At 47.3% G+C, this 26,848-nt stretch carries 25 protein-coding genes; 9 read left to right on the forward strand and 16 right to left on the reverse strand.

Features of this window, described 5'->3' with window-relative positions; translation table 11 throughout:
• Window positions 1-18: 18 nt before the first annotated feature.
• On the reverse strand, window positions 19-1,104 hold the full coding sequence (locus HRU69_03525; protein QOI96615.1) for a DUF4271 domain-containing protein: 1,086 nt from the start codon (window positions 1,102-1,104) through the stop codon (window positions 19-21).
• A gap of 65 nt (window positions 1,105-1,169) precedes the next feature.
• On the opposite strand from HRU69_03525, the gene hemW reads away from it, so the two are divergent.
• Both hemW and HRU69_03535 read left to right on the forward strand, forming a co-directional pair.
• Complete coding sequence (gene hemW / locus HRU69_03530; protein QOI96616.1) at window positions 1,170-2,303, forward strand: radical SAM family heme chaperone HemW; 1,134 nt, start codon at window positions 1,170-1,172, stop codon at window positions 2,301-2,303.
• 63 nt (window positions 2,304-2,366) lie between these two features.
• Window positions 2,367-2,738, forward strand: coding sequence for a hypothetical protein (locus HRU69_03535; GenBank protein ID QOI96617.1), 372 nt, complete (start codon window positions 2,367-2,369; stop codon window positions 2,736-2,738).
• Between the two features lie 3 nt (window positions 2,739-2,741).
• Here the strand turns inward: HRU69_03535 and HRU69_03540 are convergent, their stop codons facing one another.
• From HRU69_03540 to HRU69_03560, 5 genes are all read right to left on the reverse strand, one after another.
• The gene (locus tag HRU69_03540; protein ID QOI96618.1) at window positions 2,742-3,467 is read right to left on the reverse strand and encodes a response regulator; all 726 of its coding nucleotides are present in this window, start codon (window positions 3,465-3,467) and stop codon (window positions 2,742-2,744) included.
• Window positions 3,464-4,426, reverse strand: coding sequence for a histidine kinase (locus HRU69_03545; GenBank protein ID QOI98811.1), 963 nt, complete (start codon window positions 4,424-4,426; stop codon window positions 3,464-3,466). Before HRU69_03545 ends, HRU69_03540 begins: the two co-directional genes overlap by 4 nt.
• Window positions 4,427-4,571: 145 nt before the next feature.
• A complete protein-coding gene (locus tag HRU69_03550) occupies window positions 4,572-4,820 on the reverse strand; it encodes a hypothetical protein (GenBank protein QOI96619.1) in 249 nt (82 codons plus the stop codon).
• 24 nt (window positions 4,821-4,844) lie between these two features.
• Entirely contained in the window at window positions 4,845-7,694 is a 2,850-nt protein-coding gene (uvrA, locus tag HRU69_03555; protein ID QOI96620.1) for an excinuclease ABC subunit UvrA, read from the reverse strand.
• Window positions 7,695-7,770: 76 nt separating this feature from the next.
• Complete coding sequence (locus tag HRU69_03560; GenBank protein QOI96621.1) at window positions 7,771-8,658, reverse strand: aldo/keto reductase; 888 nt, start codon at window positions 8,656-8,658, stop codon at window positions 7,771-7,773.
• Window positions 8,659-8,770: 112 nt separating this feature from the next.
• On the opposite strand from HRU69_03560, the gene gdhA reads away from it, so the two are divergent.
• Entirely contained in the window at window positions 8,771-10,123 is a 1,353-nt protein-coding gene (gdhA, locus tag HRU69_03565) for an NADP-specific glutamate dehydrogenase (GenBank protein QOI96622.1), read from the forward strand.
• 92 nt (window positions 10,124-10,215) lie between these two features.
• A complete protein-coding gene (locus tag HRU69_03570) occupies window positions 10,216-10,536 on the forward strand; it encodes a YbjQ family protein (GenBank protein QOI96623.1) in 321 nt (106 codons plus the stop codon).
• A gap of 3 nt (window positions 10,537-10,539) precedes the next feature.
• Here the strand turns inward: HRU69_03570 and HRU69_03575 are convergent, their stop codons facing one another.
• The gene (locus tag HRU69_03575) at window positions 10,540-11,463 is read right to left on the reverse strand and encodes a hypothetical protein (GenBank protein ID QOI96624.1); all 924 of its coding nucleotides are present in this window, start codon (window positions 11,461-11,463) and stop codon (window positions 10,540-10,542) included.
• A 99-nt stretch (window positions 11,464-11,562) separates the two neighbouring features.
• Here HRU69_03575 and HRU69_03580 point away from each other — a divergent pair, with 99 nt between their 5' ends.
• A complete protein-coding gene (locus HRU69_03580) occupies window positions 11,563-12,597 on the forward strand; it encodes an RluA family pseudouridine synthase (GenBank protein ID QOI98812.1) in 1,035 nt (344 codons plus the stop codon).
• A gap of 535 nt (window positions 12,598-13,132) precedes the next feature.
• On the opposite strand, the gene HRU69_03585 is transcribed toward HRU69_03580, so the two are convergent.
• Entirely contained in the window at window positions 13,133-13,336 is a 204-nt protein-coding gene (locus HRU69_03585) for a hypothetical protein (GenBank protein ID QOI96625.1), read from the reverse strand.
• Between the two features lie 181 nt (window positions 13,337-13,517).
• Between HRU69_03585 and HRU69_03590 the strand changes: the two genes are divergently transcribed.
• Genes HRU69_03590 through HRU69_03600 form a run of 3 tightly spaced genes read left to right on the forward strand, consistent with a single transcriptional unit; the run spans window position 13,518 to window position 15,148 of the window.
• Entirely contained in the window at window positions 13,518-14,648 is a 1,131-nt protein-coding gene (locus HRU69_03590) for a PLP-dependent transferase (GenBank protein QOI96626.1), read from the forward strand.
• Window positions 14,649-14,693: 45 nt separating this feature from the next.
• Window positions 14,694-14,867 (forward strand): hypothetical protein, encoded by a 174-nt coding sequence (locus HRU69_03595; protein ID QOI96627.1) that lies wholly within the window; start codon window positions 14,694-14,696, stop codon window positions 14,865-14,867.
• A complete protein-coding gene (locus HRU69_03600; GenBank protein ID QOI96628.1) occupies window positions 14,861-15,148 on the forward strand; it encodes a type II toxin-antitoxin system RelE/ParE family toxin in 288 nt (95 codons plus the stop codon). The genes HRU69_03595 and HRU69_03600 overlap by 7 nt, the downstream gene beginning before the upstream one ends.
• An 85-nt stretch (window positions 15,149-15,233) precedes the next feature.
• On the opposite strand, the gene HRU69_03605 is transcribed toward HRU69_03600, so the two are convergent.
• The 3 genes from HRU69_03605 to HRU69_03615 form a co-directional block, all read right to left on the reverse strand.
• Window positions 15,234-16,421 carry an IS256 family transposase gene (locus HRU69_03605; GenBank protein ID QOI98813.1) on the reverse strand — a complete coding sequence of 396 codons (1,188 nt, stop codon included), beginning with the start codon at window positions 16,419-16,421 and terminating at the stop codon, window positions 15,234-15,236.
• Window positions 16,422-16,695: 274 nt separating this feature from the next.
• Window positions 16,696-17,958 carry an aminotransferase class V-fold PLP-dependent enzyme gene (locus HRU69_03610; GenBank protein ID QOI96629.1) on the reverse strand — a complete coding sequence of 421 codons (1,263 nt, stop codon included), beginning with the start codon at window positions 17,956-17,958 and terminating at the stop codon, window positions 16,696-16,698.
• A 56-nt stretch (window positions 17,959-18,014) separates the two neighbouring features.
• Window positions 18,015-18,527: a RidA family protein gene (locus HRU69_03615; protein QOI96630.1), complete on the reverse strand. Its 513-nt coding sequence runs from the start codon at window positions 18,525-18,527 to the stop codon at window positions 18,015-18,017.
• A gap of 95 nt (window positions 18,528-18,622) precedes the next feature.
• On the opposite strand from HRU69_03615, the gene HRU69_03620 reads away from it, so the two are divergent.
• Complete coding sequence (locus HRU69_03620) at window positions 18,623-19,201, forward strand: DNA-3-methyladenine glycosylase I (protein ID QOI96631.1); 579 nt, start codon at window positions 18,623-18,625, stop codon at window positions 19,199-19,201.
• 9 nt (window positions 19,202-19,210) lie between these two features.
• On the opposite strand, the gene HRU69_03625 is transcribed toward HRU69_03620, so the two are convergent.
• The 5 genes from HRU69_03625 to HRU69_03645 form a co-directional block, all read right to left on the reverse strand.
• A complete protein-coding gene (locus HRU69_03625; protein ID QOI96632.1) occupies window positions 19,211-19,927 on the reverse strand; it encodes a hypothetical protein in 717 nt (238 codons plus the stop codon).
• 36 nt (window positions 19,928-19,963) lie between these two features.
• Window positions 19,964-21,538: a M20/M25/M40 family metallo-hydrolase gene (locus tag HRU69_03630; GenBank protein QOI98814.1), complete on the reverse strand. Its 1,575-nt coding sequence runs from the start codon at window positions 21,536-21,538 to the stop codon at window positions 19,964-19,966.
• A gap of 52 nt (window positions 21,539-21,590) precedes the next feature.
• Window positions 21,591-22,307, reverse strand: coding sequence for a hypothetical protein (locus HRU69_03635; protein ID QOI96633.1), 717 nt, complete (start codon window positions 22,305-22,307; stop codon window positions 21,591-21,593).
• A gap of 27 nt (window positions 22,308-22,334) precedes the next feature.
• On the reverse strand, window positions 22,335-25,283 hold the full coding sequence (locus tag HRU69_03640) for a hypothetical protein (protein QOI96634.1): 2,949 nt from the start codon (window positions 25,281-25,283) through the stop codon (window positions 22,335-22,337).
• Window positions 25,284-25,367: 84 nt separating this feature from the next.
• Window positions 25,368-26,801, reverse strand: a complete 1,434-nt coding sequence (locus HRU69_03645) for an aldehyde dehydrogenase family protein (protein ID QOI96635.1) — start codon at window positions 26,799-26,801, stop codon at window positions 25,368-25,370.
• Window positions 26,802-26,848 lie beyond the last annotated feature (47 nt).

Genomic DNA, 26,848 nt, shown 5'->3' on the forward strand with positions numbered 1-26,848 from the left:
AACACGTAACAGGGTCACCTACTTATAAACCTTGATAAGGATGAGAAAGGGTATTATTTCAGTGGCACAAATGTACAAAAATAAATGAATCACGCTGTGGCCGGCCTTATTCACCAGTTTAAAAAATATCAAGGCAATCCACCCCAGCAACAGCACGTGCACAACCTTAACTGTCATTGGTGTGTTAAAAAAATGTGAACCGGTTATGAAGTATTGAACCACCATTATAACCATTAGCAAACCAAATACAAAAAACAGGTAACGGACAAAATTGAAGAACTGAAAACCAGTTAACTCCTTTATATTAAACAGCACGGAAAATACCAAAATAAAAAAGGCTTTACTAAACAACAGAACCAGCAATGCCCCGCTGGCCAATAGCCAATTGAGTACCCAAACAGAAAACTGATCGGGATAAGCCAATCTTTGGTTTACTTCCACAGGCATCTGCACTAAGATGAAGGAGATTAATAAAGCCGCGTATAAATAGGCAAGCATGTTAGTGGTATTCCACATGCGGTTAAACATGGGATGATCCTCACTTTCGCGAAACGAAAAAAATGTTGCTGCTGTAAGGTAATCGGCTACCAGTTTTGGATTATACCTGAACATTATCAATAGAAAAAGAAACAATAACACGGTTGCCACTATCATAAAATTATGTAAGCCGTTGTCATGCCAAACAACGGCTGCGTTTGACTCCGCCTCTGGAATTTTTATTTCTGATATCAGTTGTGTTACCAAATCGGATTGAATACGAGGCTCCTGGTAAATGGCTATGAACAACTGGCCGGCCACGGCACGTTTGGCAAGACTGTCAACCGGAAATCGTACGTTTTCTTCGCGGTCGACCACAAGTGTATTGTTAAGAAAGACAGCAAACGGTTTTGCACTAAACAGTACCAGGTAATCCCCGATGAATTTGGAAGGATCAATTTCAAAATAGATTGTTGTTACAGCTTCCCCCTTGTACGCAGTAAAACGACCTGCTGAATAAATGAGCCACTCCTCTTTCAGGTTGTTCTTCACCACCTGGTGCTGCCCCATTACCGGTGGTATTACCAGGTGAACAATAAGTACTATCCTGAAAAGTATTTTCAGCATCCTGCAATTTGGCGGCTAAATTAACCAACACTTCATAAACCTGTATTTTTGCCAAACGATTTACCATGGCGGGCATTTACATCCACATACCCTTTTGCCGGCAGGCTTGCCATTACTGCGACTTTCACTTTTCAACCAACAGGCAGATCGAGCCCGACATGATTGCAGCCTTTGAAAAGGAGATGGAACTCCGCAGCGATTATATTGGTAACGAAGTGATTGACACGATTTATCTTGGCGGTGGAACCCCCTCCATACTAAGCCCCCAATCGCTTGAACGCATTTTCAACAAGATTAACCACCTCTTTACGGTGACATCAGTTGCTGAAATTACCCTGGAGGCTAACCCGGACGATCTGACAAAAGAAAAGTTGTTGTTGTTTAAAAATGTTGGAATCAACAGGCTTAGCCTGGGCGTGCAAACATTTGATGATTCCCTGCTTCGTTACCTTAATCGTGCACACAACGGCACGCAAGCCCAAGCCGGCTTTGAACAAGCGCGCGCTGCCGGCTTTTCCAATATCAGTGTTGACCTGATGTACGCTATCCCCGGTCAAACGATAAACGGTTTTAATGCAGATTTAGAAAAACTGCTCGTTTTACAACCCGAACACATTTCGGCTTATTGTTTAACCATTGAAGAGCGTACAGCTTTCGGGCATTGGCTAAAAACCAACTCGCTGCAACCGGTGGCTGACGAACAGGCAGCCGATTACTTGCAACTTTTAATGGAGGTTGTTGAAGCCACCGGCTATGAACAATATGAAATTTCAAATTTTGCCAAACCCGGTTATTATTCGCAGCACAACAGCAACTACTGGAAACAGGTGAGCTACCTGGGTATCGGGCCGGGGGCGCATTCTTACAACGGCACCAGCCGGCAAGCCAACATTGCAAACAATTACCGGTATGTAAAATCTATTTTGGCCGGTGAAATTCCGGCCCAAACAGAATACCTGACACGGGAAGAAAAAATTAACGAATACATTCTTACCACGCTGCGCACCCGGTGGGGACTGGATACGGCAAAACTCAAAGCAGATTTTGATTTTGACCTTATTCAAAAAAACAAGGCTCTGCTAACCCGCTTATTAGATGACCACCTTGCCGAATTAACCAATGGAGTCATTCAACTAACCCGTTCGGGTAAACTGCTTGCCGATAAGATAGCCGCTGATTTTTTTGAAGTGTCTTCGTAAGCTGAATCCAGTTGGTATCCGATTAGTATCAGCTCAAATAACTTTTGTAATTTACATGCTGTTATGTCAAAAACTTCGGAAGAAAAGCGGGTGTATATGCTCCTGAAAAGCGTTATCTTTCATTACCACGGGTTGGATGAAGAGGAACGCAAAGACCTGGAAAAAACAGCCCTTGAACTTGATGCCCAGGAAGAATACAAATGGGCTACCGAATTTGTTGCACAGGATTACCTGACCGCTTTTGAGCGCGCCCGCGATTTTTTAAACGACACCATAGCCGATTACCCCAAGGAAAAACGCGTGGAACTGATTAACATGGTTTGGCAGGCCAATAACCTGAAGGGCTACGTTACCGAAATGGAAGCAACCGCCATGCTAAAACTGGCTAAAGACTGGAACGTGCAGAAGGAATTGATTGAACTGGTATTAAAGTAGAGTCTACAAACTCATCATATCCTTAAACTTGGCGGCCTGCCTGCGGCTAACTTCAACCTTATCGCCTCCTTTTAGTTTCACCATCAGGCCGCCATTAAACCAGGGCTCAATGCCCTCTACCCAACTCAGGTTAATTATGTGTTTGCGGCTGGCCCTGAAAAATGCCCGGTCATCCAGTTTTTCATCCAATGCATTAAGCGATTTATGGATCATCGGGCGGTTGGTATCGAAATACACTTTAATATAGTTGCCGTCTGATTCGAATAAGCGAATGTTGGCCAGGCTTACAAACCAGCAGCGATCGCCATCTTTCACAAACACCTGGTCGTTTAAGCCCAGTTTTTTATCGGCTGCAACCTGCTCGGCTGTGCGCCTGCTTCGCTCTTTCTCAGCAATTTTTGAAACAGTCTCAGCCAGCCTTTCAGGCTGAATGGGCTTTAGCAGGTAATCGAGGGCGTTTACTTCAAACGCTTTTAACGCAAACTCATCATACGCGGTAGTAAATACCACCAGGGGAACCGAATCGAGTTCTTCCAAAAGCTGAAAGCCCGTTTTATCGGGCATCTGAATATCCAGGAAGAGCAGATCGGGATTATGTTCGTTTATCAGATGCGTGGCCTCATCGGCATTGGCAGCCTCCCCCACGACTTCGATGGACGGATGCGCCTCCAGTAATTTCATTAACTCTTTCCGCGCCAGGCGCTCATCGTCTACAATCAATGCTTTCATTGTTCTGTAATTTGAGGAATAACTATTTCCGTAAGCACAAAATTATTCATTTCATTCACAATCCTAAAAGAAGCCTCATCGCCATATAACAGGCGTAAGCGGTGTATGGTATTTTGTAAGCCAACCCCGGAGTTGCTTCGCCTGACCCCGTTAAGCAAATGCCCGCTGTTGCGGATCTGTATTTTAAGTTTTCCGTGATCAACAAGCGTTCTTACCTGCACTACACCACCGGCTTTAAGTTTTGACACCCCGTGTTTTACACCATTCTCTACCAGGGTTTGTATCATAAAAGGAGGAACGAGATACTGGTAGGAATCAGGATGAATATCGAACTCAGTCTTTAACCGTTCTTCGAAGCGAATGCTCTCAAGGCTCAGGTAATCGCGTACAATTTTCAACTCATCGCCAAACCGGGTCAGTCCTTTTTTATCGAAGGTAAGTGAGTTTCGCAAAATGTTGGACAGCTGATTAATAGCCAGTTTTGATTTTTCGGGATTCTCATCGACCAACGCCCGGATGCTGTTCAACGCATTAAAAATAAAGTGGGGGTTGAGTTGGGCTTTCAGGTTATTCAATTCGCTCTCAATCCGGGTGGCTTCGTATTTAAGCGACTTGTTGTAGCGCTCAACATAATGATAAGTGAAATAAAATACCGACCAGAGGAATAACAAAAAGATGTAAAAGGCGGCATAGCCCAGAATCTGGTCGAGCTGAAAAGCCTGCGATCGGACGCCCACAATATTTAGCCAATAGGCAACGGGTATTCGCAAAAAATATATGCCGATACCCAGCACCGCCACACTAACAACCACACGGGGTATCATGGCCGGAACAGGCAAACTAAGCCACTTCCACCGGTTAAGAACATATCTGAAAAAATGAGTTACCAAAAGGCATATCGCGGCCTCGCCCACAAAGAAAATAATCCTGCGGCTGCTGATGGTTTGTTGTGACTGCATACTGAAAAAAATGATCTGCAGCAGCGCATATACCGTCCATGTGCTTAGTTGGAGTATCCAGTAAAGCCTTCGCTTGTTATCAACCATGCGCTGCAAAATTACGCATTTGCCGGGTTGCTCTTAGTTCATTACATGAGCGGTAAGCTTAAAAGAATTTGTAGCGGAGGAGGTAGAAGAACAGAATGGCTGTAGCAACGATCAGCAACCAGGCGAGAATTACCAGCAGCTTTTTAACCCGTTCCAGACGGGGTTCATTGGTTAATGCATTCACTATAAATGCCGATCCGGCAAGAGCATAAAGCCAGAACTCCAGGTAATCGCTGATATAAAGTTGGTACAATCCAAAAGCGATAAAAATGCTGCCAAATAAATATTGCCGGATGTGTGCGTTCATAATGGTAAGCAAAGAAAGATAAAATCAGGTTAATTCAGGTTTTAAAAAACGCCCGGTGTAACTGGCCGGGTTTTGCGAAACCTCCTCCGGTGTCCCTGACGCCACAATGCGTCCGCCCTTTTCACCGCCTTCGGGGCCAAGGTCTATTATATAATCGGCTGATTTGATTACATCCATATTATGCTCAATAACCAGCACGGTATTTCCTTTATCAACCAGTTTTTGCAATACATCCAACAGGTGCGAAATATCCTGGAAGTGCAAACCGGTCGTGGGTTCGTCTAAAATGTACAGTGTTTTGCCGGTGTCGCGCTTGGATAGTTCTGTTGCCAGTTTAACCCGCTGGGCTTCTCCTCCCGATAAGGTGGTGGCATGCTGACCTAGGGATATGTATTCGAGACCTACTTCGCCAAGGGTTTGGATCTTGCGCAGGATTTTCGGCTGGTTTTCAAAAAACGGTATGGCTTCTTCCACCGTCATGTCGAGTACACCGCTGATGGACTTTCCCTTAAACCGCACTTCCAGCGTTTCGCGGTTGTAACGTTTGCCTTTACAGGTCTCGCAATGCACGTACACATCGGGCAGAAATTCCATTTCAATTAACCGGAGGCCGGCACCTTCGCATGTTTCGCAACGGCCACCTTTAACATTAAAGGAAAACCGACCGGGTTTGTAGCCCCTGATTTTTGCTTCGGGCAACTGTGCGAATAAATCGCGGATGTCGGTGAACACGCCCGTATAGGTTGCCGGATTTGAGCGTGGTGTTCGGCCAATAGGCGATTGATCAACTTCTATTACCTTATCAATGAACTCAAGTCCCTCAATTTTTTTATAAGCAAGCGGCTCGGTACGTGAATTAAACAAGTGTTTGTTTAAAATCGGAAACAGGGTTTCATGAATCAATGTTGATTTACCGCTGCCGGAAACCCCCGTGATGCAGGTAAATGTTCCCAGCGGAAGATTAAGGGTAACCTTTTTAAGGTTATTGCCTGAAGCTTCATTCAGCACCAATTTTTTTCCATTGCCTTTGCGTCTTTCCCTCCGGTAATCAATGCAAATTTCCCCTTTTAAATACTTCGCGGTAGTACTGGCGCTCTTTAAAAAAGAAACCGGATCGCCTTCAGCTACAACCTGGCCGCCATGCCGGCCGGCACCCGGACCGATATCAATAATATAGTCCGCTTCCATCATCATTTCCTTATCGTGCTCAACTACTACTACGGTATTACCCAGGTCGCGCAGGTCTTTCAGCGCCTTAATCAGCTTAACATTATCGCGGGCATGCAGGCCGATACTGGGTTCGTCCAGTATGTACATCACACCCACCAGTTGCGTGCCGATTTGTGTAGCCAGCCTGATGCGCTGCGCTTCACCACCACTGAGGGTGCGCAGCGGCCGGTTAAGGTGCAGGTAATCAAGGCCCACATCCAATAAAAAGCCGATGCGTTTTTTGATCTCTTTTAAGATCTCGGCAGCAATTATTTTTTGTTTGTCGTTGAGCCGGTTTTCCAACCCGGTGAACCATTGCTTCAGGCTAACGATATCCAGTTCGGCAAGCTCAGCAATATTTTTCCCGTCAATTTTAAAATGAAGCGACTCTTTTTTTAATCGCGCACCATTGCAGTCAGGGCAGGTTTTGATTAGGGTAAAGTCCTCCACCCAGCGTTTTACATTTTCGGTTCCTTCATCGCGCTGCTTTTGGAGAAAATTCACGATGCCTTCAAAACGGGTGTTCCATTCCGTACCGGGGTATTTTACCGAGGGCACGGCCACCGGCACATCATCGCCATATAACAGAATTTTCAGTACATCCGCTGGTATTTCCTTAATGGGCGTGGTGAGCGAACATTTGTATCGCTTTAGTATGGCTTCAATTTTTTTAAAGATCCAGATGTCGCGGTACTCGCCCAGCGGCAGTATGCCGCCCCGGCTTATACTCAGCCGTTTATCGGGTATTACCGAGTCTTCGGTAATTTCTTCAATCTGCCCAAGCCCGTTACACACCGGGCATGCACCATACGGTGAGTTGAATGAGAATGTGTTGGGTGCGGGCTCATCATACGAGAGTCCTGTAACGGGGTCCATCAGAAACCTGGAGAAGTGGTGTACCTTTCCGGTTTCTTCCAGCACCATAAGTACACCTTTCCCCTCCTTAAGTGCTTTGTTGATGGACTGGCCGATCCGAAATCGTTCCTTCGCATCGGCCACAATCCTATCAATTACAATCTCAATGTCGTGGATCTTGTACCGGTCAACCTGCATCTTGGCAACAAGCTCTTTAACCTCGCCATCTACGCGCACTTTGGTGTAACCTTGCTTTCTGATTTGCACAAACAATTCGCGGTAATGGCCTTTTCTTCCTTTAACTACCGGAGCCAGCAGGGTGAGTTTCTTCCCTTTAAAATTCTGCAACACGGCATCCAGAATCTGATCTTCCGATTGCCGGACCATTCTTTCGCCCGTCAGATACGAAAAGGCCTCGGCCGTGCGCGCATAGAGCAGGCGCATAAAGTCGTAAATCTCGGTAACAGTACCTACCGTGGAGCGCGGATTGCGGGAGGTGGTTTTTTGTTCGATGGAAATAACCGGGCTTAGGCCGTTAATTTTATCCACATCGGGCCGCTCCAGGTTGCCGATGAAACTGCGGGCATAGGCCGAAAAACTTTCCATGTACCTGCGCTGCCCTTCGGCATAAATGGTATCGAACGCCAGCGATGATTTGCCGCTGCCGCTGATGCCCGTTACCACTACCAGTTTGTTTCGCGGGAAGGTTACCGAAATATTTTTAAGGTTGTGCTCGCGGGCTCCGATTACCTCAACCTGTTCGAAACCGGCTGTCTCAACTTGTTCCTTCTTTGCTGCAGGGGTGGCCATAGCACAAACTACAAAGGTGTGTGGCTAATTGTTCTCAGGCAACAGAAAAAATAGTTAGGCGCTGCCTGATGCAGCATCAGGGAACATCTTTACCGGTAACTGCTTTGAGCATGGCAAACCAATCCTGCCGATCAACTTTAATATGGATGGCACCAGCCCCCTCTTTAACGCGATCAGGATTGGTTGTACCAAGAATGGGGAAAATGTTGGCCGGATGGCGCAGTAACCAGGCTAACAGCAATTGGCTAACCGTGCAGTTGTAGTTCGAGGCAAAACCTTCCAGTTTCATTTCAATAGTTTCGGCCTGGCCGGATGCGGTGAAATACTTGCCTCCCCCCAGGGGCGACCAGGCCAAGGGCGAAACCCGGTGTTTGATTAATGCATCTACTGTGCCATCAACCATCTTAACAGGGTTGAATAATGAAATCTCAACCTGGTTGGTAACGAGCCGAACGGGAACATATGCCTGAAGCATTTCGAACTGTGCTGCACTGAAATTGGAAACACCAAACCATAGTACTTTGCCCTGGTCCTTTAGTAACCGGAATGCCTCTGCCACCTCTTCCGGGTGCATTAGTGGATCAGGGCGGTGGATGAGCAGGAGATCAAGCCGATCAGTCGAAAGATTTTTCAATGAATTCTCAACCGATCGGAGTATATGTTCCTTCGATGTATCGTAATGTTTAACGCGATGCTCCGGGCGTGCAGCCGAAACCAGTTTTATGCCGCATTTGGTTATGAGTTCCATGCGGTTGCGTAATGAAGGATTCCCTCTCAGGATTTTTCCGAAGCGTTCTTCATTGGCATAATCGCCATAAATATCGGCATGGTCGAAGGAAGAGATACCCGCATCGAGGGCCGTGTAAATAAGGCGTTCAATTTCCGTTGTTTCCAACTTCCAGCGCCAGGCCCCGGCAACAATCCTTGATAAAGCAGGACCTCCGGCTGATAAATCTGCTTTCATGGTAAGCAAATTAATCAAAGAATCGGTGCCGATATGCCCATCGTTAAAAGGGGTTGGCTAAAACGTTTGCAATCCTGATACTTCTGCTAACTTGGCAAAAATTTTCATCGCTATGCAAGCCGATATCCTTGACTTTGTTAAGAAAAGAAATCCGAACGAACCTGAATTTATTCAAGCCGCAGAAGAAGTAATCCTGTCGGTTTTACCGGTACTGGAAAAACACCCCGAGTTTCGCAAACTAAAAATACTGGAACGTATGCTGGAGCCGGAGCGCCTTATCTCCTTCCGAGTAACGTGGCTGGATGATAAAGGTGAAGTGCAACTGAACCGCGGGTACCGCGTACAAATGAACAGCGCCATCGGGCCGTATAAAGGCGGACTTCGTTTTCATCCTTCCGTTACGCCCAGTGTGCTCAAGTTTTTAGCTTTCGAACAGATTTTTAAAAACGCACTCACCGGCATTCCGATGGGTGGCGGCAAAGGCGGCTCGGATTTCGATCCGAAAGGAAAGAGCGAAAATGAAATTATGAAATTCTGCCAGGCCTTTATGAGCGAGCTTACCCGCCACATCGGGCATCGGCTGGATGTGCCTGCAGGCGATATTGGTGTGGGTGGCCGCGAAGTGGGCTACATGTTTGGCGCTTACAAGAAAATCAAAAATGAATTTACCGGTGTGTTCACCGGCAAGGGCATCGGCTGGGGCGGCAGTCTCATCCGTACGGAAGCAACCGGTTACGGCCTGATTTACTTTGCCGAAAACATGCTGCACACGAAAAACGAATCCATCAAAGGAAAAACCTGTTTGGTATCAGGTTCTGGTAACGTAGCACAATACGCCATCGAAAAAATAATTCAACTCGGAGGCAAACCCGTTACTGCCTCCGACTCCGATGGGTTCATCTACGATGCTGAAGGCATAACACTGGCCAAACTGGAGTTCATCAAGGATCTGAAAAACAACAGGCGCGGCCGCATTAAAGAATATGCTGAAAAATATAAAGGCGTTGTTTATACACCCATTGATGCCAAAGCCAACAGTAATCCGCTTTGGAGCATTAAAGCGGATTGTGCATTTCCGTGCGCTACCCAAAATGAGGTAAACGGCAACGATGCCAAAAACCTGGTAAAGAACGGAGTTAAACTGGTTGGCGAAGGGGCCAACATGCCCGTGACCATCGAAGGCATCAACGTGCTGATTGATAATGGCATTATGTATTCACCCGGCAAAGCAAGTAATGCGGGTGGTGTGGCTACTTCCGGGTTGGAGATGACCCAAAACTACATGGGCAGCAACTGGACGCGCGAAGAAGTAGATGCCAGACTGCAGGGCATTATGAAAAACATTCACGATACCTGCCTGGCCGCAGCCAACGAGTACGGCAAGCCGGGCAATTATATGGTGGGTGCTAACATTGCCGGTTTCTTAAAAGTGGCCAATGCCATGAAGGCGCAAGGCGTGCTGTAACTTGCCGGAAAAATTCCCATTAAAAAGTCCGTACGTTGTGCGGACTTTTATATTTATAAGATTCTGCCCTTTTACCAATCAATCAGTACATTATGCTGGTAACCACAACAAACAATATTGAAGGCAAAAAGATAACGCAATACTATGGCCTGGTTTCGGGTGAGACCATTATCGGAGCTAACCTGGTAAAGGATTTCTTTGCCGGCATTACCGATATTGTTGGCGGCCGCTCGGGCGCTTACGAACGCGTGTTGAAAGAAGCTAAAGAGAGTGCGCTGGCCGAAATGGTACAACAGGCACAGGCCAAAGGTGCCAATGCGGTAATCGGGGTTGACCTGGATTACGAAACGGTTGGATCCGGCTCCAGCATGCTGATGGTTACCGCCTGCGGTACGGCCGTACGGTTTGAATAGTAATTAATTCTTTCTGCGATAAAAAACCAGGTGCGGTATGTGGCCGTCAACTTCCTCGCTTAAGGTGTAATACCCATTACCCTTAATGCTGAATGTGATCCCCTCACCGCGTGCCTCGGGTGCGTATGGAAGCACTTCGGGTGTTCGCTTTAGAGCATCCGCAATTGTTTCGTTCGGATTGCGCTTCCAGTAATAAACCGAGCTGTAGTCTTTAATCAGAATTTCGGAACCATCAGGCGAAATATCCCCGCCCACAACCTGGTTGAAGTACCGCGGATGGTAGCCCTTCACCTCGCCCAGCCGGTTAAAGTCAAGTTCAGGTGCCGCCAATTCGGCAGTAATAACCTCCGTTGTTGATTGCGGAAAAGGCAGGCGGTACAGGTTTACGCGCTTTTCGCGTTTTGAAAGGATGTACAAATCGCGCGTACGCGGATCAATCAATACTGTTTCTGCATCACGGTTGCCATCGGGGTAAATAAATTTTATCGAATCGATCTGTGTGAGGGTAGTATCGGATCCTTTAAAAACAGGTTCCTCAATCCGGTATATGTATTTGAATTCATACCGCGCATCGTTATCTCCGATTTCACCAATATAAACACAGGTTTTTGTGGAGTCCGGCCCAGGTCCTACAGCCATATCTTCCCAGTCGCGGTTTTTTATGCCAGCCAGATTTACGACCATCATGGTCCGTCCCAGTGAGTCAATCAAAAAAATGCGCGCCTTGTCGCCACTGTCGTTGTGCGTCCACAACATACCGGGGTTAACGGTGCTGGCCGCGATACCCGAAGCTTCATTGATGGCCCTGTCGGCCAGTTGACCCAGGCTGACACCCGGTTCAAAAAGTTGTTCATTAATCGGGGTGGCTGGTGGGGTGCTGCAACTCCCAAGCAAAACAACCGGCAAAAGAATAGCTGGTAATCTCATCCGTTTAAAAAATGCGATGCGAATATAACCACGATGTCGTCCAAGTCAAGCCGGAATCAGTATGACCGGGTTACGATCTATTTTGGTAGGTTTGCAGCCATGCTGAATGATGACCTTCAACCGGATGAAAATGAAGACGAACTCTTGTTCGAGCACCACCGCATAGTGGCCGATCCGGGTCAAAGTTTGTTGCGCATTGACAAATTTCTGAACGACCGGCTGCCCAACATTACGCGCACCAAAATCCAGAAGGGCATTGACGAAGGCTTTGTTACTGTTAACGGCAAACCGGTAAAGTCAAACTACAAAGTACATCCCAGCGATGTGATCGTGATTTCTTTGCCCGAACCCCCGCGCGATACGGACATCACTCCTGAAAACATTCCGCTAAACATAGTATTTGAAGACGACCATCTGCTGGTAATTAACAAACCGGCCGGCATGGTAGTGCACCCCGCCTACCAGAACTGGAGCGGAACATTAGTAAATGCACTGGCCTATCATTTCAAAAACCTGCCGCAGCTTCCGGGGAACGAAGGAAAGCCCGGCCTGGTTCACCGCATCGACAAAGATACTTCGGGCTTGCTGGTCATTGCCAAGTCGGAGCCGGTGATGACGGCACTGGCCAAACAGTTTTTTGATCACACCATCGAACGCACGTACCGGGCGCTGGTGTGGGGTGAGCCTAATCCCGCGGAAGGAACTATTGCAGTAAACGTAGGCCGCAGCCTCAAAGACAGGCGGGTGATTGCCGCTTTCCCGGAAGGCGACTTTGGTAAACACGCTGTTACCCACTATAAAACACTGAAGCCGCTGCGCTATGTTTCGCTGGTTGAATGCCGGTTGGAAACCGGCCGTACCCACCAGATTCGCGCGCACATGAAATACATCGGCCACCCGCTTTTCAATGATGCCACCTATGGCGGTGACCAGGTGGTGAAAGGAACGGTGTTTACCAAATACAAACAGTTTGTTCAGAATTGTTTTAAGCTGATGCCGCGCCAGGCCCTGCATGCAAAAACATTAGGCTTTGTTCATCCCGTTACCGGAAAGAAGATGACCTTCGATTCGGATTTGCCGGACGATTTCAAATCGGTGCTGGAGAAATGGGAAAAGTATGTGCAGCATAACTAAATGATTATCATTAATTCTTTTTGTTATTCTGAGCGAAGCGAAGAATCTTTCATTATTGAACAAACTTAAGAGATTCTTCGGTCGTTCCGCCCTCAGAATGGCAAGTCAGGGTTTTGCTATGCGGAGTTCGATCCATGATCGGTTAAGCACCTCCGACCAAAACAAGAACTCATTGAAAAAAAGTGTCAGCAGTTTGCCGTAATCACTTCACAAATCATCAAATAGCTTTTTTTGTTATTCTGAGCGAAGCGAAGAATCTTTCATTACTGAATAAACCAAAAGATTCTTCCCTCAGAATAGTACGTTAGGAATTCTTCTGTTTGTAGATCGTTCCATAACTGATTAAAGTCAAACAAGGGCCCATTAAGTGCAGCAGATTGGGTGATCACTTTCACAGATCATCAGGTGGTTCCTTTGTTATTCTGAGCGGAGCGAAGAATCTTTAAAAAGACGGAGAGAGATAAGATTCAAAAGAAGTGAAGAATAACCTGCCCGGCACCGGTAAAATGCCAGCGAAAACAAAACCCGGCTGGCGTCAGGCCCGGGATTTCAGGCTCCGATCCGTTTTCAGCGCCTGCCGAATCTCCTTCATCGCTTCGCGTTTAAAGCGCTTGTACTGCATCTCATCGCGTGAAGTTACCAGCATGTTCTTGATGTAGGCCAGCACCTTCTCCGTTTGCGATTGGTCCAATGCATTGAGCGATTCCAGGATCTGCAGCTTTTGTGTGGCTGTGGTCATGGTTGTAGTGGTTGATACTGTAAAGATAACGTTTATGCCTCAAAAAAGTTTGCTGTAACCTATTGATAATGAAAAAGTAACGGTCGGTTAACCGACAATCGGAGCCCCAAAAAGCCTTTTCAGCACCAGTAAACCGTTGGCTTAACCGCGTTGTAATATCTACTTCACGTATCTTTAATTCATGAAAAAAACGTTCCAATCCAAAAGCACCCTCAGCGTACATGCCGGCTCACCGGGCGATACCCAATTTGGCGGTTTGGTAACTCCGTTGTTTCCGGCCGCGGCCTACGATTACCACGGGGGCGTGCGGTACCCGCGCTATTTCAACACGCCCAATCACCGGGCAGCAGCCGAAAAAATAGCTGCGCTTGAAAACACCGAAGATGCGTTGGTATTCAGCTCGGGCATGGCCGCCATTTTCACGGCTATCATGGCGCAGGTAAAAGCCGGTGATCACCTGGTTTTTCAAAACGACTTGTATGGCGGAACGCACCACGCTGTAGTGAACGAACTGAATCGCTATGGCATAGAATACACCATGGTGGATGCAAGTGATTTAAGAAACATCGAAAAGGCTATCCGCAAAAATACGCGCGCCATTTATGTGGAAACACCCTCCAACCCGTTGCTTAAAATTACCGACCTGGCCGGTGTGGTTCGCATAGCCAGAAAACACAAACTCACTACCCTTATTGATAACACCTTTGCCTCTCCGGTAAATCAGAATCCGGCCGACCTGGGTATTGATATTGTGCTGCACAGCGGTACCAAGTACATTGGCGGCCACAGCGACCTGATGTGCGGAGTGGTGGCTGCATCAAAAAAGTTTATTGATCCCATCAAACAAAGCGCCCTGCACTTTGGCGGCAATGCCGATGCCAACACCTGCTGGCTGGTGGAGCGCAGTTTAAAAACCATTGTGCTGCGCGTGCGCCAGCAAAATGAAAATGCCATGCAACTGGCCGAATGGCTGAGCGCCAATAAAAAAATTGCCAGGGTCTTCTATCCGGGATTAAAGAAGCACCCCGGTCATGCCATTGCCGGAAAGCAGATGCCCGGAGGCTTTGGCGGCATGCTTTCGTTTGAAGTGAAAGGTGATGCCGATAAATTTATTTCAAAACTAGAATTGATAAAACCCGCGGTTAGTTTAGGCGGGGTTGAATCATCCATTAACCAGCCGCACAAAACATCGCACGCCAAACTCACACCGGCCGAGCGGAAGAAAGTGGGTATTTCTGATAAGCTGGTGCGGCTCTCAGTTGGGATTGAGGATGTGGAGGATATTGTTAGGGATATAAACTCGGCTATTTAATTAATCAGTTTTTTGAAAAAGCTTAACTTGGTATAAAATTGAACTATGAAAAAGGAAAAGGCATTGGAGGCTGTCAATGAGTTGCCGCAAGAATTTGACCTGGAAGATCTAATTGAAAAACTTGTTTTTATGGAGAAAGTTGAAGAAGGGTTAAAACAACTTGAGGATGGAAAAACGGTGGATCAAGCAAAGGTTAAGGAAATGGTAAAGAAATGGTGAAAGTTGTTTGGACCGAATTAGCCGTTGCCGATTTAAAATCAATTCACGAATACATATCAAAGGATTCAAAATTATACGCGGACAGGTACATAAATAAACTAATTTATAGAACTAACCAATTAGAGAAGTATCCTCAATCGGGGAGAATAGTCCCCGAGTTTGGGAAAGAAGATATACGGGAGTTAGTTGAAGGTAACTATAGGATTATTTATAGAATTGGTACTGACCTTGTTGGAATAGTGCGTGTACATCATTCAGCAAGATTACTAACGGATTTCTAAAAACCTTGTGATCTTGTGCTGGATTAGACACTGCCTAATTAAGTGTGTAAGTGCTGGGTAACGACTAAGCAACTGCGTAAAGGTTTTATATTTTGCATCTGCCTTCGAAGATAGTTAAAAATTGATTTACGATTAGTGGCCAGTTTCTCACGGGCAAGGTCCATTTTTTGGTGATCTCCCGTAAAGCCAGGTACACCGCTTTCACCACCGCCTGGTCGTCAGGGAACGAAAGTTTGTTGTTGGTATACTTGCGGATTTTTCCGTTGAGATTTTCGATAATGTTCGTGGTATAGATCAGCGTTCGGATTTCGATCGGATAATCGAAGAAGTGCGTGAGGTTATCCCAATTCGTTTTCCACGACTTGATAGCATGCGGATATTTTTTGCCCCATGTTACTTCAAGCTGCTCTAAGGCTTGAGCAGCCAGCTCTTTGTTTGGTGCTCCGTAAACAGTCTTCAAATCGGCTACAAATTGTTTCTTGTCTTTCCAGACAACGTAGCGAAGCGCATTTCTGATCTGATGAACTACACAAATCTGGGTTACCGATTGGGTAAACACGCTGGTGATTGCATCGGTGAAGCCCTTCAGATTATCGGTGCTGGTGATGAGAATATCTTCCACGCCACGGCTTTTTAAATCAGTAAGTACACTTATCCAGAATGAAGCACTTTCGCTTTCACCCAGCCACATGCCCAATACTTCCTTAAACCCCTGAGCATTAAGGCCTACGGCCAGGTAAATGGTTTTGTTGATCACCTTCCCATTCTGCCGGACTTTGAATACGATCCCATCCATCCACACCACAAAGTACACCGATGAAAGAGGCCTGCTTTGCCACTCCGTTACCAACGTATGTACCCGCGAGGTAACGTTGGAAATAGTGGCATCCGAAACATTCACACCATAGATTTCCCGGATTTGTATTTCAATGTCGCGTACGCTCATACCCCGGGCATATAAGGAGATGATAATTTCTTCGATGCCTTCTACGAACCGGCTGCGCTTGGGAACCAGGACGGGCTCAAACGTGCTGTTCCGATCCCGAGGTACTTCTATCTGTAGTTCACCTCGCGTGGTCTTGATGGTCTTACGGGTTTTTCCGTTCCGTGAGTTCCCGGAGTTAATCCCTTCTGGTGAATGTTTGGCATAGCCCAAATGGCCATCGAGTTCACCTTCCAGCATTTGCTCCATGCCCTTTTTGAAAAGTTCATCGATAAAGCTGTTGAGGTCTTTCGAATTCTTAAATTGCTTGAGAAACTCAGGGGTGAGCATCTCTTTGAGTAGTGGGTGTTGTTCTTGATTTTCCATGGTAACTGTGTTTAAAGTTAAGTCTTTAAATGCAACCGATTCGGCTGAAAGTGGTACATTCCACATCCCCTTTCAGCAAGGCCGAATCGGGCCTTTACACAGTTGCTTAGTCGTTACCCTGGATTATGATCCGTGATTCTCAAAAAAACCAGGTACTCCAACTGATGTACTGATACAGGCGTATTGATAAACTCCTTGTTGGAGAAGAACGCCAACAAGGAGTAAGATATTTTTAATGTTACCCCGCCAGTGCCCTCACAATGCCCAGCGCCTTGTCCAGTTCCTGCTCGTTGTTATAAATGTGCGTGCAGTGGCGCACACCAAATTCATCGCCCTGCGAACGGGGGCGCATGCGGGCGCGGTTCCAGAATTCATCCTGGAGTTTTGCCCCTGTGAGGCCGGCCGCGTTGTACACGGTAATGCCTGCGCACATGGTTTCATCAACCGGTGAGAAGATTTTTACCTTCGGCATCCTGCGCAACCCATCGCGCAGGTAGTTGCCTAAAAACTTAATGCGATCGTATACGCGCTGCGGACCGATTTCGTTGTGAAAATCCAGCGCGGCATCCATGCCAATCATCACCGAATAGTTTCCCGTACCCCGTTGTGTAAACCGGAAGCCCTCATCCTCGTGGTTGTTCCACTGGTAGCTGCTCACAGTAGTCCACAACGATTTGAGCAGTTCGGGCCGCACCCACATAAAGCCCGTGCCGGGCGGTGCGCCAATCCATTTATGAAAGCAACCCACGTACGCATCGCAGCCGATATCGGCCACATCTACTTTAATTTGCCCGATGGTCTGCGCGCCATCCAGTACGGTGATGATTCCTTTGGCTCTTGCCTCCGCGCAAATCTCTTTTACAGGAAGGATGGCCCCGCTGCCGGTAATCATGTGCGAGAGCATAAGCACTTTCGTTTCGAGAGCGAGGGCTTTGCGAATGATGGACAGTACTTCATCGCTGTTTCGGATCGGTTTGGGTAATGCCACTTCACGGTATTTAATGCCCTCGCGCTTTTCGCGCACAATCCACGAGCTTCGGCCGCCTCCGTGCTCCTGGTTGCTGGTGAGCACTTCATCGCCCGGTTTAAGTTCAAGCCCCATGGCGATGTAGCTCATGGCGCTGGTTACATTGTCGGTTAAAGCGATGCTGGCGGCATCGACATTGATAAGTTGCGCAATTTTTTTCCGGATGTCCGGCATCGGGTAGTACCCGCTTATCCAGCCGATGTCAACCTTGTAATCCCAGTCGGCCACATCGGTGGCCAGTTTTTCAAAATGCTCAGCCACTTTTTGCACAACTACCTTCGGCATGGCGCCTACCGTGCCCGTGTTGAAGAACACTTTGTCTTTCGACAGCATAAAGGCATCACGGATTTTTTTCCAGTAGTCGGGGTCGTTGACATCGGGGAGTTTCGGGGCGGGTTCACCGAATGCATTCATCACCGGCAACGCCAGCGAGGAAAGGGCGAGTGATTTGAGGACGGTTCTGCGGGTGCTCATGTCTGAAATTTTTACACCCCCTGTCCCCCCTTGAGGGGGGACACAGGGGGGTGTTACTATTCTACTTCTACAATCATCTCTACCTCAACGGCAATGTTGGAAGGCAGGGCGTTCATACCCACGGCCGAACGCGCATGCATACCTTTGGGGCCGAACACGGCCACCATCAGATCGGAAAAGCCGTTGATAACCTTAGGCTGGTCAGTAAATCCTTCGGTGCAGTTTACCATGCCCAGTACTTTTACAATGCGTTTTACTTTTTTCAGGTCACCGATTTCGGCTTTCAGGGTGGAGAGCATCGCAATGCCTACCTGCCGGGCGGCCATGTAGCCTTCTTCCACCGAAAGATCCTTTCCTACCTTGCCCTGGATGTTGGTGCCATCGGGTTTGGTGGGTCCGTGACCGGCCAGAAAGACCAGGTTACCTGTACGCACCGCGCGCACATAGTTGGCCATGGGAGCCGGGGGTGTGAATAATTCGATTTTCATTTCCTTGAGTTTGGCCTCCGGATCCTGCGCCAACATCATTAAGGGTGAGATGAGCAGAAGTAGTAAAAGAAGTGGCTTCATGGTATTGCAATTAAGTTTTACAGATTCATTAAGTTGGTGCTGACACAGCGCTGTCAGCCTTATAAACTTAGTTTCTTCTGTTAACATCAACAACTATGCCTGTAAAAGAAAAAAAACGGTGTGCCTGGTGCCTTAAATCCGAAGAATACATCAATTACCACGATACCGAATGGGGGGTACCTGTACATGACGACCGGAAACACTTTGAGTTCCTGATTCTTGAAGGGGCGCAAGCGGGATTAAGCTGGTCAACCATTTTGAAAAAGCGGGAAGGCTACCGAAAGGCTTTTGCTGATTTCGATCCGCAGAAAGTGGCCCGCTATACCGAAAAGAAACTGGAAAAAATTCTGCTTGACCCGGGCATCGTTCGGAACCGGCTCAAAGTATTTGCCGCGGTAAACAATGCCAAACGCTTTCTGGAGGTACAAAAAGAGTTCGGCAGTTTTGATGCCTACATCTGGCAATTTGTTAACCACAAGCCCATCGTAAACAAATGGAAGACATTAAAACAGGTACCGGCAACCACGAAGGAATCGGATGCGCTGAGTAAAGACCTCATTAATCGCGGGTTCAAGTTTGTGGGCAGCACGGTAATGTATGCACACATGCAGGCCTGCGGACTGGTGAACGACCACCTGGTGGATTGTCTTCGTTACCGGGAAGTGCAACAGTAAACGGTCGGATTAAAAGCCAAGGTTATAACCTACGCTGAAGAGAACCGGTATTACAAATTGATTCGTTGCCTTTGCATAATTTACAAATTCCTTATCACGAAAGGGAATTAAAAAGGCTAATGAGGTATAATTCTTTTGGCGATACTTGCCGGTAAGTTTAACCCCCATTCCAACGGAATAGCCATAGTATGTTTTCTCATCTTCGCCCCCTACAATTACTGCATTGTACCCATACATAGCCGTAATAAAGGCGGTTGTGGTTTTCCGGGGAGTAAATTTGATATCGAATCCAACATTGTAGCCCAGTCCCTCAAGGTTATAACCCAGCCCGACAAAAAGGCCAACCGGTTTGGCTGTTAGCAGCGATAACTTTGTTCCAAAGCCGCCATATTCCAGGCCCACACCAAATCCAAAGCTACCATTCGAGGTATATTCGGTGTATTCCTTTGGCGCTTCTATCGGGGCAAGCCGTTTTTTCTTCAGATAAACCGCAATACCATTCGACCGTAATGTATACAAGGAAACAGAATCCGGTTCATCCTCCCAAAACGAAATTGAGCGGATTACTTTCAGTGAATAGGTTGATGTCTGGGTAAAGAGCTGAAGATCGGTAACCTTGGTTACAACAACATTTGCCTTTAGCTCATTATCGAACCGAACGGTGGCCGGCTGGGCCTTCAGAACCAGACAGCCAAAAAGTGCAATATTAATGAGTAAAAAACGCACAGCACCAAGATACTCAATGTTGCTATGTAATTCACACTATTTTCTGGGAAACTTCTGATCGGCATTGGCGGCCAGCCACGCAAAAGCGGCCGTCATTACCGCATTGTGTTTCATGTCGCTCTCCACGGCTTTGTCGTACAGGTCCATGCTGGTGTGGTGTGTGCGCGTGCCGTACTCAATCGGATCCTGGATGAACTGAAACCCGGGCAACCCAATCGCATCGAATGATAAGTGATCGGTACCTCCTGTATTCCTCAGCGTTAACGTAGATGCTCCGAGCTTTTCAAATGGCTTAAGCCATTCGCGGAAAACAGGCCGCGCACCTTCATTACCCTGCATGTACACGCCCCGGTATTTGCCTGAGCCGTTATCCATATTAAAGTACACCGAAAATTTTTCGGCTGCAGGCGTAAGCCGGATGGAATCATAAGGGAAACTCCGGTCGAGGCGCTCGCCATAAACGCGCTTTACATACGATCGAGAACCGAGCAGGCCCTGCTCTTCGCCTCCCCACAAACCAATGCGGATGGTTCTGCGCGGACTAACACCCAGTGATTTAATGATACGCATGGCTTCCATCATCACAGCCGACCCGCAGGCATTGTCGGTAGTACCGGTGCCGCTGTGCCACGAGTCGAGGTGCGCGCCAATCATCACCACTTCATCTTTCAAATCGGTGCCCGGTATTTCTGCAATCACGTTAAAGCCCTGCTCAGCCGGGTAAAATTCTGTTTCAAGTGTCAGTTCCAGTTTTACAGGAAGCCCCTGCTGAATCTGGCGCACCATGCGGTTATAATGTTCGGCAGCCACCACAACCTGCGGTAAAATTTTAGGTGCATTGGCGCTGCGCGAAGACAACCTGCCCTCGAAGGGCGTTTCGGGCGGATAGGGAACGGTAGCGGCTGCCGCCATTACGGTTCCATCTTCAAGCCTGAAATTCGGACTCGCTTCAATGATGGCCACAGCGCCCTCTTTCATACACAAATCCCACTTTAGCCACGCCAGGCGTTGCGGCTCGGTGGGCGCCTGAAACCTGCGTCCGGTGAATGATTCGGTAGCGCCTGAGTTGGCAAGTTCCAGTAAATCTTTTTCATCCAGTCTCCGGGCATCCGGCTCAAAGCCCGGCTTTACCGGTGTGGGTAAACTGAACATTACAATCTTGCCCTTCAGTTTTCCTTTATACTTTTCAATATCACTTTCATTTTTAATGTCGAGGTAAACGGCATCGGTGGCGATGGTGCCTTTTATTCCGGGCGACCAGGCCTTGGGGTACGCGATGACCGGAAAGTAAACCGGTGAGGTTGCCGACAGGCTGAATTTTTTCAACTGCCAGCCGCGGCCAAACTCCTCTCCCCAGTAATCGAAGTGAACGTTCTGCAGTCCCCACGATTGCAAGGTTGCTTTGGCATAGTCGGCCGCCTTCTTGTAGCCGGGCGAATTGGTGAGCCGCGGACCGTGTACATCGGTGAGCATACCCAGGATACTCATTACCTGTGAACGGTTAAAGCCTTCGTCTTTGATTTTTGGAATCAGCGTGGTGTCGGCTTTCTGAGAAAGTGCAGCAAACGAAACCAGCAATAGAAGCAATAATGATGATTTCATGGATAAAATTTTTTGAAAAATAGAAAATGGAGAGATTTTACTGATACCGCTTATGTAAAGATCAATTAACCCGGTAATAATTAATCGTATCAACAGGCTGGTTGTTATCGTAAATGATTTGCCGGATACTCAGCAGCCCCGAATTATTGAAGAAACAATCCAGGAATGAAAAATTCTGGTTGAGTGCGCTTGTCAACCTTACTCCGGCCACATACTCAAATGGCACCCCATTGATTTCAAATACAGGCTGGCAAAATCTGAATGGTTCATCACTGACACAAATCAGTTCCCGCGAATCATCAAACGAAAGGGCCAGTTCTGTACGAAGCAGGCTCCCTGAACCTGACAGCAGGTATTCAAGTGCATCAGCAGTAATAACTTTCAGTACGAATGATCCGTCCTTCAGTTTATTGGGCGTTGATTTAAGCGGTGCAGCCACCAAAACAGGAAAAACTGAATCAGGTCCGGCCGTGCTGAAACGGGTTATTTCCAGTTCGAGAGTCTCATAATAGTAACAACACTCTACACAACCGGCATCTTCCATCGCCAGCTTAATAATTTCGAACTGTTTACTTACGGTTACGGGGAATTGTTCGCCTTCATCGTTTTCAAACTGGATTACCTGACTGTCGGTGTAAGGCAGTAAATGCTTCTGCGTAACTTCAAGCCGGTACGATTTATCTTCGGGCGTTTTCCAGCAACAGCCCGAAAAGTAAACGAGCATACTCAGCGCGGCCAGGTTAAGGAATAATACAGGAATTGTTTTGAACCACTTCATAGCCGTGTTGCCAATCCGTGCAACCGATTAGTTCTTTTTCTTCTTCAGTAAATTCTGGATAGCCTTCACGCCCTCATCCACTGCTTTCTTTTTCGGGTCTTCCGGTTTGGCGATGCTGTCCTTTTTGGCGCTATCGGATTTAGGCTGGTTTTTATTAAGCAACCCCGATACCAGTTCGTTGGCTTTTTTCTCGGCTTCCTGGGTAACGGCTGTGGTTACAGCTTGCTGCACCTGTTGTTTCTGCTCCGTCATCAGCAGTTTGGGCTGGGGATTCAGGAAGGATCCACCCAAACCGATATTGAGCGGGATCATCGCATTCGGATCGGTTTTGCCACCCGTGTACTGGCTGACAAAACTGTTAAACTGCGTGCCCAGTTTACCGGCCGGAACATCCATTTTCAGGGCATAATCAATTGAACCATCAATACCGGTACTCCCGGCAACCGTGGTTTTGTAATTGCCAAACTTTACCTCAAACGGTTTTACACTTAGCCGTCCGTTCTTTATTGAGGCCGACATGAGTACATCTTTCATCGTTACCTCATTGGTGTTATCCAGCTTGGTGAGCGAGGTGATACCCGAAACAAGTTTGGATTCCTTTAACGCAGCTTGAGCAATTTTCACCAGGCCATCGCCATTAACCGTTTTCAGGTTGGGCATCATGTTTTGTAACAATTCACCGCTGATTTTGAAATCGGTAGAGAAGTTGCCGTTAACCAGGCCGGCCACCGGTGCATAGCTGCGCACCAGCGAGAAGGAAGCGGCCGATTGGGCAATGGAGAGATTTTCAATCTTCAGGCCAAAATCGTACTTGGGGTGGGCCAGGTCGGTGGGGTTGTACGTTCCGTTTACGGTAAAGGCCCCGCCCAGCATGTTAAAGGATAGTCCGCTCAGGTTGGCGATGCCGTCTTTTACGATAATATCTCCAGCCGCATTGGTAATGGTAAAGTCCATCATGCGTACAGTGCGGATGTTTGATTTTAACAGGAAGTCAATATTTTTTGGTATCGCTAGTACACCGTATGAAGTCGTATCGGCTGTTGTCGTTTCCTCTCCTGTATCCGTCATGAATTCATTCAGGTCGAGCAGGTTTGAACCGAACGTCATGCTGCCTTTGAGTAATTCATTTTTACCGAACAGGTAGCCGATGTAATTTGATACGGCCCCGGAAACATTGAAATCACTGCGGCCGATGGTACCGGTAACCTGCTTCATCTCAATCTTCTTCGGATCGAAGGCCATTTCAGCCTGCGAAAGTGTTACGGCATAGGGCAGATCGTTTGAGGTGTATTTGAAATCTTTCAACGAAGCGCTGCCACTGGTAGGAAGTTTATCGTAACGCTCGGCCTCCAGGTCACTCATTTTTCCTTTGGTCTGCAGGTCGGCCTTTACTTTTCCGGCAAGGGTCATGCCTTCGAGCGGAAAAATCTTTGTAATCTTTTCAAGGTCGATACCGCCATTGGCTTTTACATCCCAGGTGTAGTCTTCCAGGTTTTGGATTAACAGATCGGCTGTGAATTTTTCATTATCCATAACCATGGCGAAGTTTTTAACCGCGATGGTGGTTTCGGCCATTTTGCCGGAATTGTTTTTTATGCCGGCACTGAAAGCCATGTCCTGCAGCGGCAGGGGAAACTCCGATGACTTGACGTACCCGTTTGCCAGCGACATGGCCGCATCAATGGAGGGTATGGTTTTTTTCAGGCTGTCGTAAACACCTTTTGCTGTAAGGTTAATGGCGTAGTTTCCTTTCAGGTCAAGCCCCTGCACAGGGAACATCTTACTCACTTCGGCCAGGTTTAGTTTTGCCTGCAGGTTGGCATCAACCTGAGTAGGATAAAGTTTGCTGATGAGGGCGCGGGCATCGAATGGATTAGATCCGAAATCCATGTGAAATTTCTTTACATCAATCACCGTGTTATCGATCACACCGTCTTTATTGTCCACCAGCATGTCGAGATTAATGTTGTTAATGGGTGTGGGCAGATCGGGGTATTTAAACATGGCATCGGTTACCTTGAGGTTTACATTGAACGCGGGCATCTGCTTTTCACTGTAAATTCCTTTTACAAAACCATCAAAGGCCAGTTCCCCATCTGTCTGGATATTTTTAAAACTTTCGGAATACATGCCGGGAACCAGTGAGAGCAAACTTTTGAAGGTGTTTTCGGGGCTTTTAAATGAAATGTCCATGTCGAAATTATCGTCATTCATTTTCAGCCAGCCGTCAAAACTCATGGCGAAGTCGTTAATCTTTGCCGCATTTTCTTTAAAGGTGTATTTGGTGTACTCTTCACTTATCGAAATAACGGCATCAATCTGGGCACGCTTGTTGGCCAGGTACATGTCACCGGCATAGCCAACATTAACCGTATCCACCACGGTTGAAGTTTTCAGGTCAAACGAAGCCTGTGAAAAATCACCGCTTCCTTTGTGATTCATGTTTTTGAGTTCAAGTAAAAACGGAATGGACTTATCGTCATACACCACATCGCCCTCAACCACCTGCCAGTGATCAATGCCAAATGAAAATTCACCTGCCTCTTCGGAGGTTGCAGTCGTATCGCCCGCAGGAATAGCAATGTCGTAATTGGCGCGGCCGTCTTCCAATACACGCACGTTAATAATGGGCCGGATTAATGAAATGCCCTTAATCCTGAGTTTATCGCCAAACAGAATATCTTTCAGGTTTACTTCAACTTCCAGCTTTTCCGTAGCAAACAACACTTCACCGGCAAAGGGTTCGCGGTTGATCACGCCAAAATCACGCATTTCAACCGTGATGTTGGGGAAATTACGGAACAGGGTGAGGCTGAACTTATCGGCATCAAATACCACATCGGCATTCACCGATTTGGCCAGCTCACGGTCGATGGCCGCTTTGATGTCATCTTTAAAAACAATCGGCAAAACGAAAGCAGCGGCAACCAACACAACCACAAAAATCAACAATCCGATGGCAATCTTCTTGAACATATTCTTTAAGGTTTAACAGGACTGTAAAAGTACGAAACCGGCCGCGTAAATGCCGGTTAAGTTTCGGTCAAATCGGGTGCCGGCTTACATCCAACGAATAAGCCAATCCATTATTTTTTTTGCCCGATTGGTATAGGGTGGGTAAAAAAGTTGAACAGAAGTAAAACCGCTTCGCTGCCGTAATACAGGTTTTTCATTTGAGAATGCCAAAAAGCCGTAATACCCGTGCGATTTACCGATGCCGCTGTTGTTTACCCCGCCAAAAGGCAGGTTAGGATGAAGAAAGTGAATGGCACAATCGTTTATGCAGGCTGCGCCTGATGAGGTATTGGCCAGTATTTCACGCTGTTCTTTCTTGTTGGTACCAAAAATATACAGGGCCAGCGGCTTGGGTTTTTGATTGATAAACCGGACGGCCTCATTGATTGTTTGATACGCAACAACGGGCAGCACCGGTCCGAAAATTTCTTCTTCAAGTACCCGCGAATGTTCCGGAACCTGCGAGAGAATAACCGGATGGATGAGCCGCGCAACTGCATCAACCGGCCCGCTCATTTCAACCCGGGCGCCTTTATTTATAGCGTCCTGAACAAGTTCATGGACACGGTTAAAATGCTTTTCATTAACGATGCGGGCATAGTAAGGCGACTTTTCGATGGAACCATCAACAGCAAAACGTTTTAACGTTTCCTCACACAATGCGGTAACGAAATTTTGCACGACCGATTCGTGCACCAGTACATAGTCAGGGGCAATACAGGTTTGGCCGTTATTGATAAACTTGGCCACAGCAATCCTGCGGGCTGCATCGCGCAACCGGACTGAAGGCGTTACAATAACAGGCGATTTGCCACCTAATTCAAGTGTAACTGAAGTAAGGTGTTTAGCCGCAGCCTGCATTACTACCTTACCAATGGCCGGGCTGCCGGTAAAAAAAATATGGTCAAATGGTAGCCCCAGTAATTGCTGCGACACCCCTACACCACCTTCGAAAACAGCAACAACCGATTCGTCAAACAGATCAGAGCAAAGTTTGGCAACGACAGCCGATGTAGCTGGAGTGAGTTCGGACGGTTTAATAATGGCGCTGTTGCCGGCCGCCAGCGCAGAAACTAACGGGCCGATGGACAGATTGAACGGGTAATTCCAGGGAGCGATGATGAGGCAAACGCCTTTCGGTTCATATACAATGGCCGACCGTGTGCCCAGCATGGTTACCGGTGCATCAACTTTTACCGGCTTTGTCCAGCGATCCAGGTTGGTCAGGGCATGGTCAATCTCAGTGAGTACAGCAAAAATTTCAGTGGCATCGGTTTCAACTTCAGGTTTTCTGAAGTCGGCATAAATGGCCTGTTGTATAAGCCTGCGGTTCGTTTTAATCCAGCCGGCAAGCGCCTTCAACCGCTTTTTGCGCATCGAAATTGATTCGGTACGCAATACCCAGACTGATTGCTTTTGCCGGTTGAAAATCTCGTTAATCCTATCTGTGGCTGTGAAATCGCCAATAGCAGCTCTCATAAAGCGAAAGTTGGCGAATTCTGCGAACCTCCCAAATGTTAATTAAA

It is taken from the genome of Flammeovirgaceae bacterium, from assembly GCA_015180985.1.
Lineage (GTDB): Bacteria > Bacteroidota > Bacteroidia > Cytophagales > Cyclobacteriaceae > UBA2336.

What these genes read in the sequence shown, in the direction of transcription:
- HRU69_03585 (QOI96625.1), bottom strand. Translation starts at nt 13,336, where the DNA reads ATGACCACAGCCACACAAAAGCTGCAGATCCTGGAATCGCTCAATGCA.
- HRU69_03560 (QOI96621.1), bottom strand. Translation starts at nt 8,658, where the DNA reads ATGAAAGCAGATTTATCAGCCGGAGGTCCTGCTTTATCAAGGATTGTT.
- HRU69_03600 (QOI96628.1), top strand. Translation starts at nt 14,861, where the DNA reads ATGGTGAAAGTTGTTTGGACCGAATTAGCCGTTGCCGATTTAAAATCA.
- HRU69_03575 (QOI96624.1), bottom strand. Translation starts at nt 11,463, where the DNA reads ATGAGATTACCAGCTATTCTTTTGCCGGTTGTTTTGCTTGGGAGTTGC.
- gdhA (QOI96622.1), top strand. Translation starts at nt 8,771, where the DNA reads ATGCAAGCCGATATCCTTGACTTTGTTAAGAAAAGAAATCCGAACGAA.
- HRU69_03640 (QOI96634.1), bottom strand. Translation starts at nt 25,283, where the DNA reads ATGTTCAAGAAGATTGCCATCGGATTGTTGATTTTTGTGGTTGTGTTG.
- HRU69_03590 (QOI96626.1), top strand. Translation starts at nt 13,518, where the DNA reads ATGAAAAAAACGTTCCAATCCAAAAGCACCCTCAGCGTACATGCCGGC.
- HRU69_03525 (QOI96615.1), bottom strand. Translation starts at nt 1,104, where the DNA reads ATGCTGAAAATACTTTTCAGGATAGTACTTATTGTTCACCTGGTAATA.
- HRU69_03580 (QOI98812.1), top strand. Translation starts at nt 11,563, where the DNA reads ATGCTGAATGATGACCTTCAACCGGATGAAAATGAAGACGAACTCTTG.
- HRU69_03645 (QOI96635.1), bottom strand. Translation starts at nt 26,801, where the DNA reads ATGAGAGCTGCTATTGGCGATTTCACAGCCACAGATAGGATTAACGAG.
- HRU69_03605 (QOI98813.1), bottom strand. Translation starts at nt 16,421, where the DNA reads ATGCTCACCCCTGAGTTTCTCAAGCAATTTAAGAATTCGAAAGACCTC.
- HRU69_03550 (QOI96619.1), bottom strand. Translation starts at nt 4,820, where the DNA reads ATGAACGCACACATCCGGCAATATTTATTTGGCAGCATTTTTATCGCT.
- HRU69_03595 (QOI96627.1), top strand. Translation starts at nt 14,694, where the DNA reads ATGAAAAAGGAAAAGGCATTGGAGGCTGTCAATGAGTTGCCGCAAGAA.
- HRU69_03540 (QOI96618.1), bottom strand. Translation starts at nt 3,467, where the DNA reads ATGAAAGCATTGATTGTAGACGATGAGCGCCTGGCGCGGAAAGAGTTA.
- uvrA (QOI96620.1), bottom strand. Translation starts at nt 7,694, where the DNA reads ATGGCCACCCCTGCAGCAAAGAAGGAACAAGTTGAGACAGCCGGTTTC.
- hemW (QOI96616.1), top strand. Translation starts at nt 1,170, where the DNA reads ATGGCGGGCATTTACATCCACATACCCTTTTGCCGGCAGGCTTGCCAT.
- HRU69_03610 (QOI96629.1), bottom strand. Translation starts at nt 17,958, where the DNA reads ATGAGCACCCGCAGAACCGTCCTCAAATCACTCGCCCTTTCCTCGCTG.
- HRU69_03615 (QOI96630.1), bottom strand. Translation starts at nt 18,527, where the DNA reads ATGAAGCCACTTCTTTTACTACTTCTGCTCATCTCACCCTTAATGATG.
- HRU69_03570 (QOI96623.1), top strand. Translation starts at nt 10,216, where the DNA reads ATGCTGGTAACCACAACAAACAATATTGAAGGCAAAAAGATAACGCAA.
- HRU69_03545 (QOI98811.1), bottom strand. Translation starts at nt 4,426, where the DNA reads ATGCAGTCACAACAAACCATCAGCAGCCGCAGGATTATTTTCTTTGTG.
- HRU69_03635 (QOI96633.1), bottom strand. Translation starts at nt 22,307, where the DNA reads ATGAAGTGGTTCAAAACAATTCCTGTATTATTCCTTAACCTGGCCGCG.
- HRU69_03620 (QOI96631.1), top strand. Translation starts at nt 18,623, where the DNA reads ATGCCTGTAAAAGAAAAAAAACGGTGTGCCTGGTGCCTTAAATCCGAA.
- HRU69_03535 (QOI96617.1), top strand. Translation starts at nt 2,367, where the DNA reads ATGTCAAAAACTTCGGAAGAAAAGCGGGTGTATATGCTCCTGAAAAGC.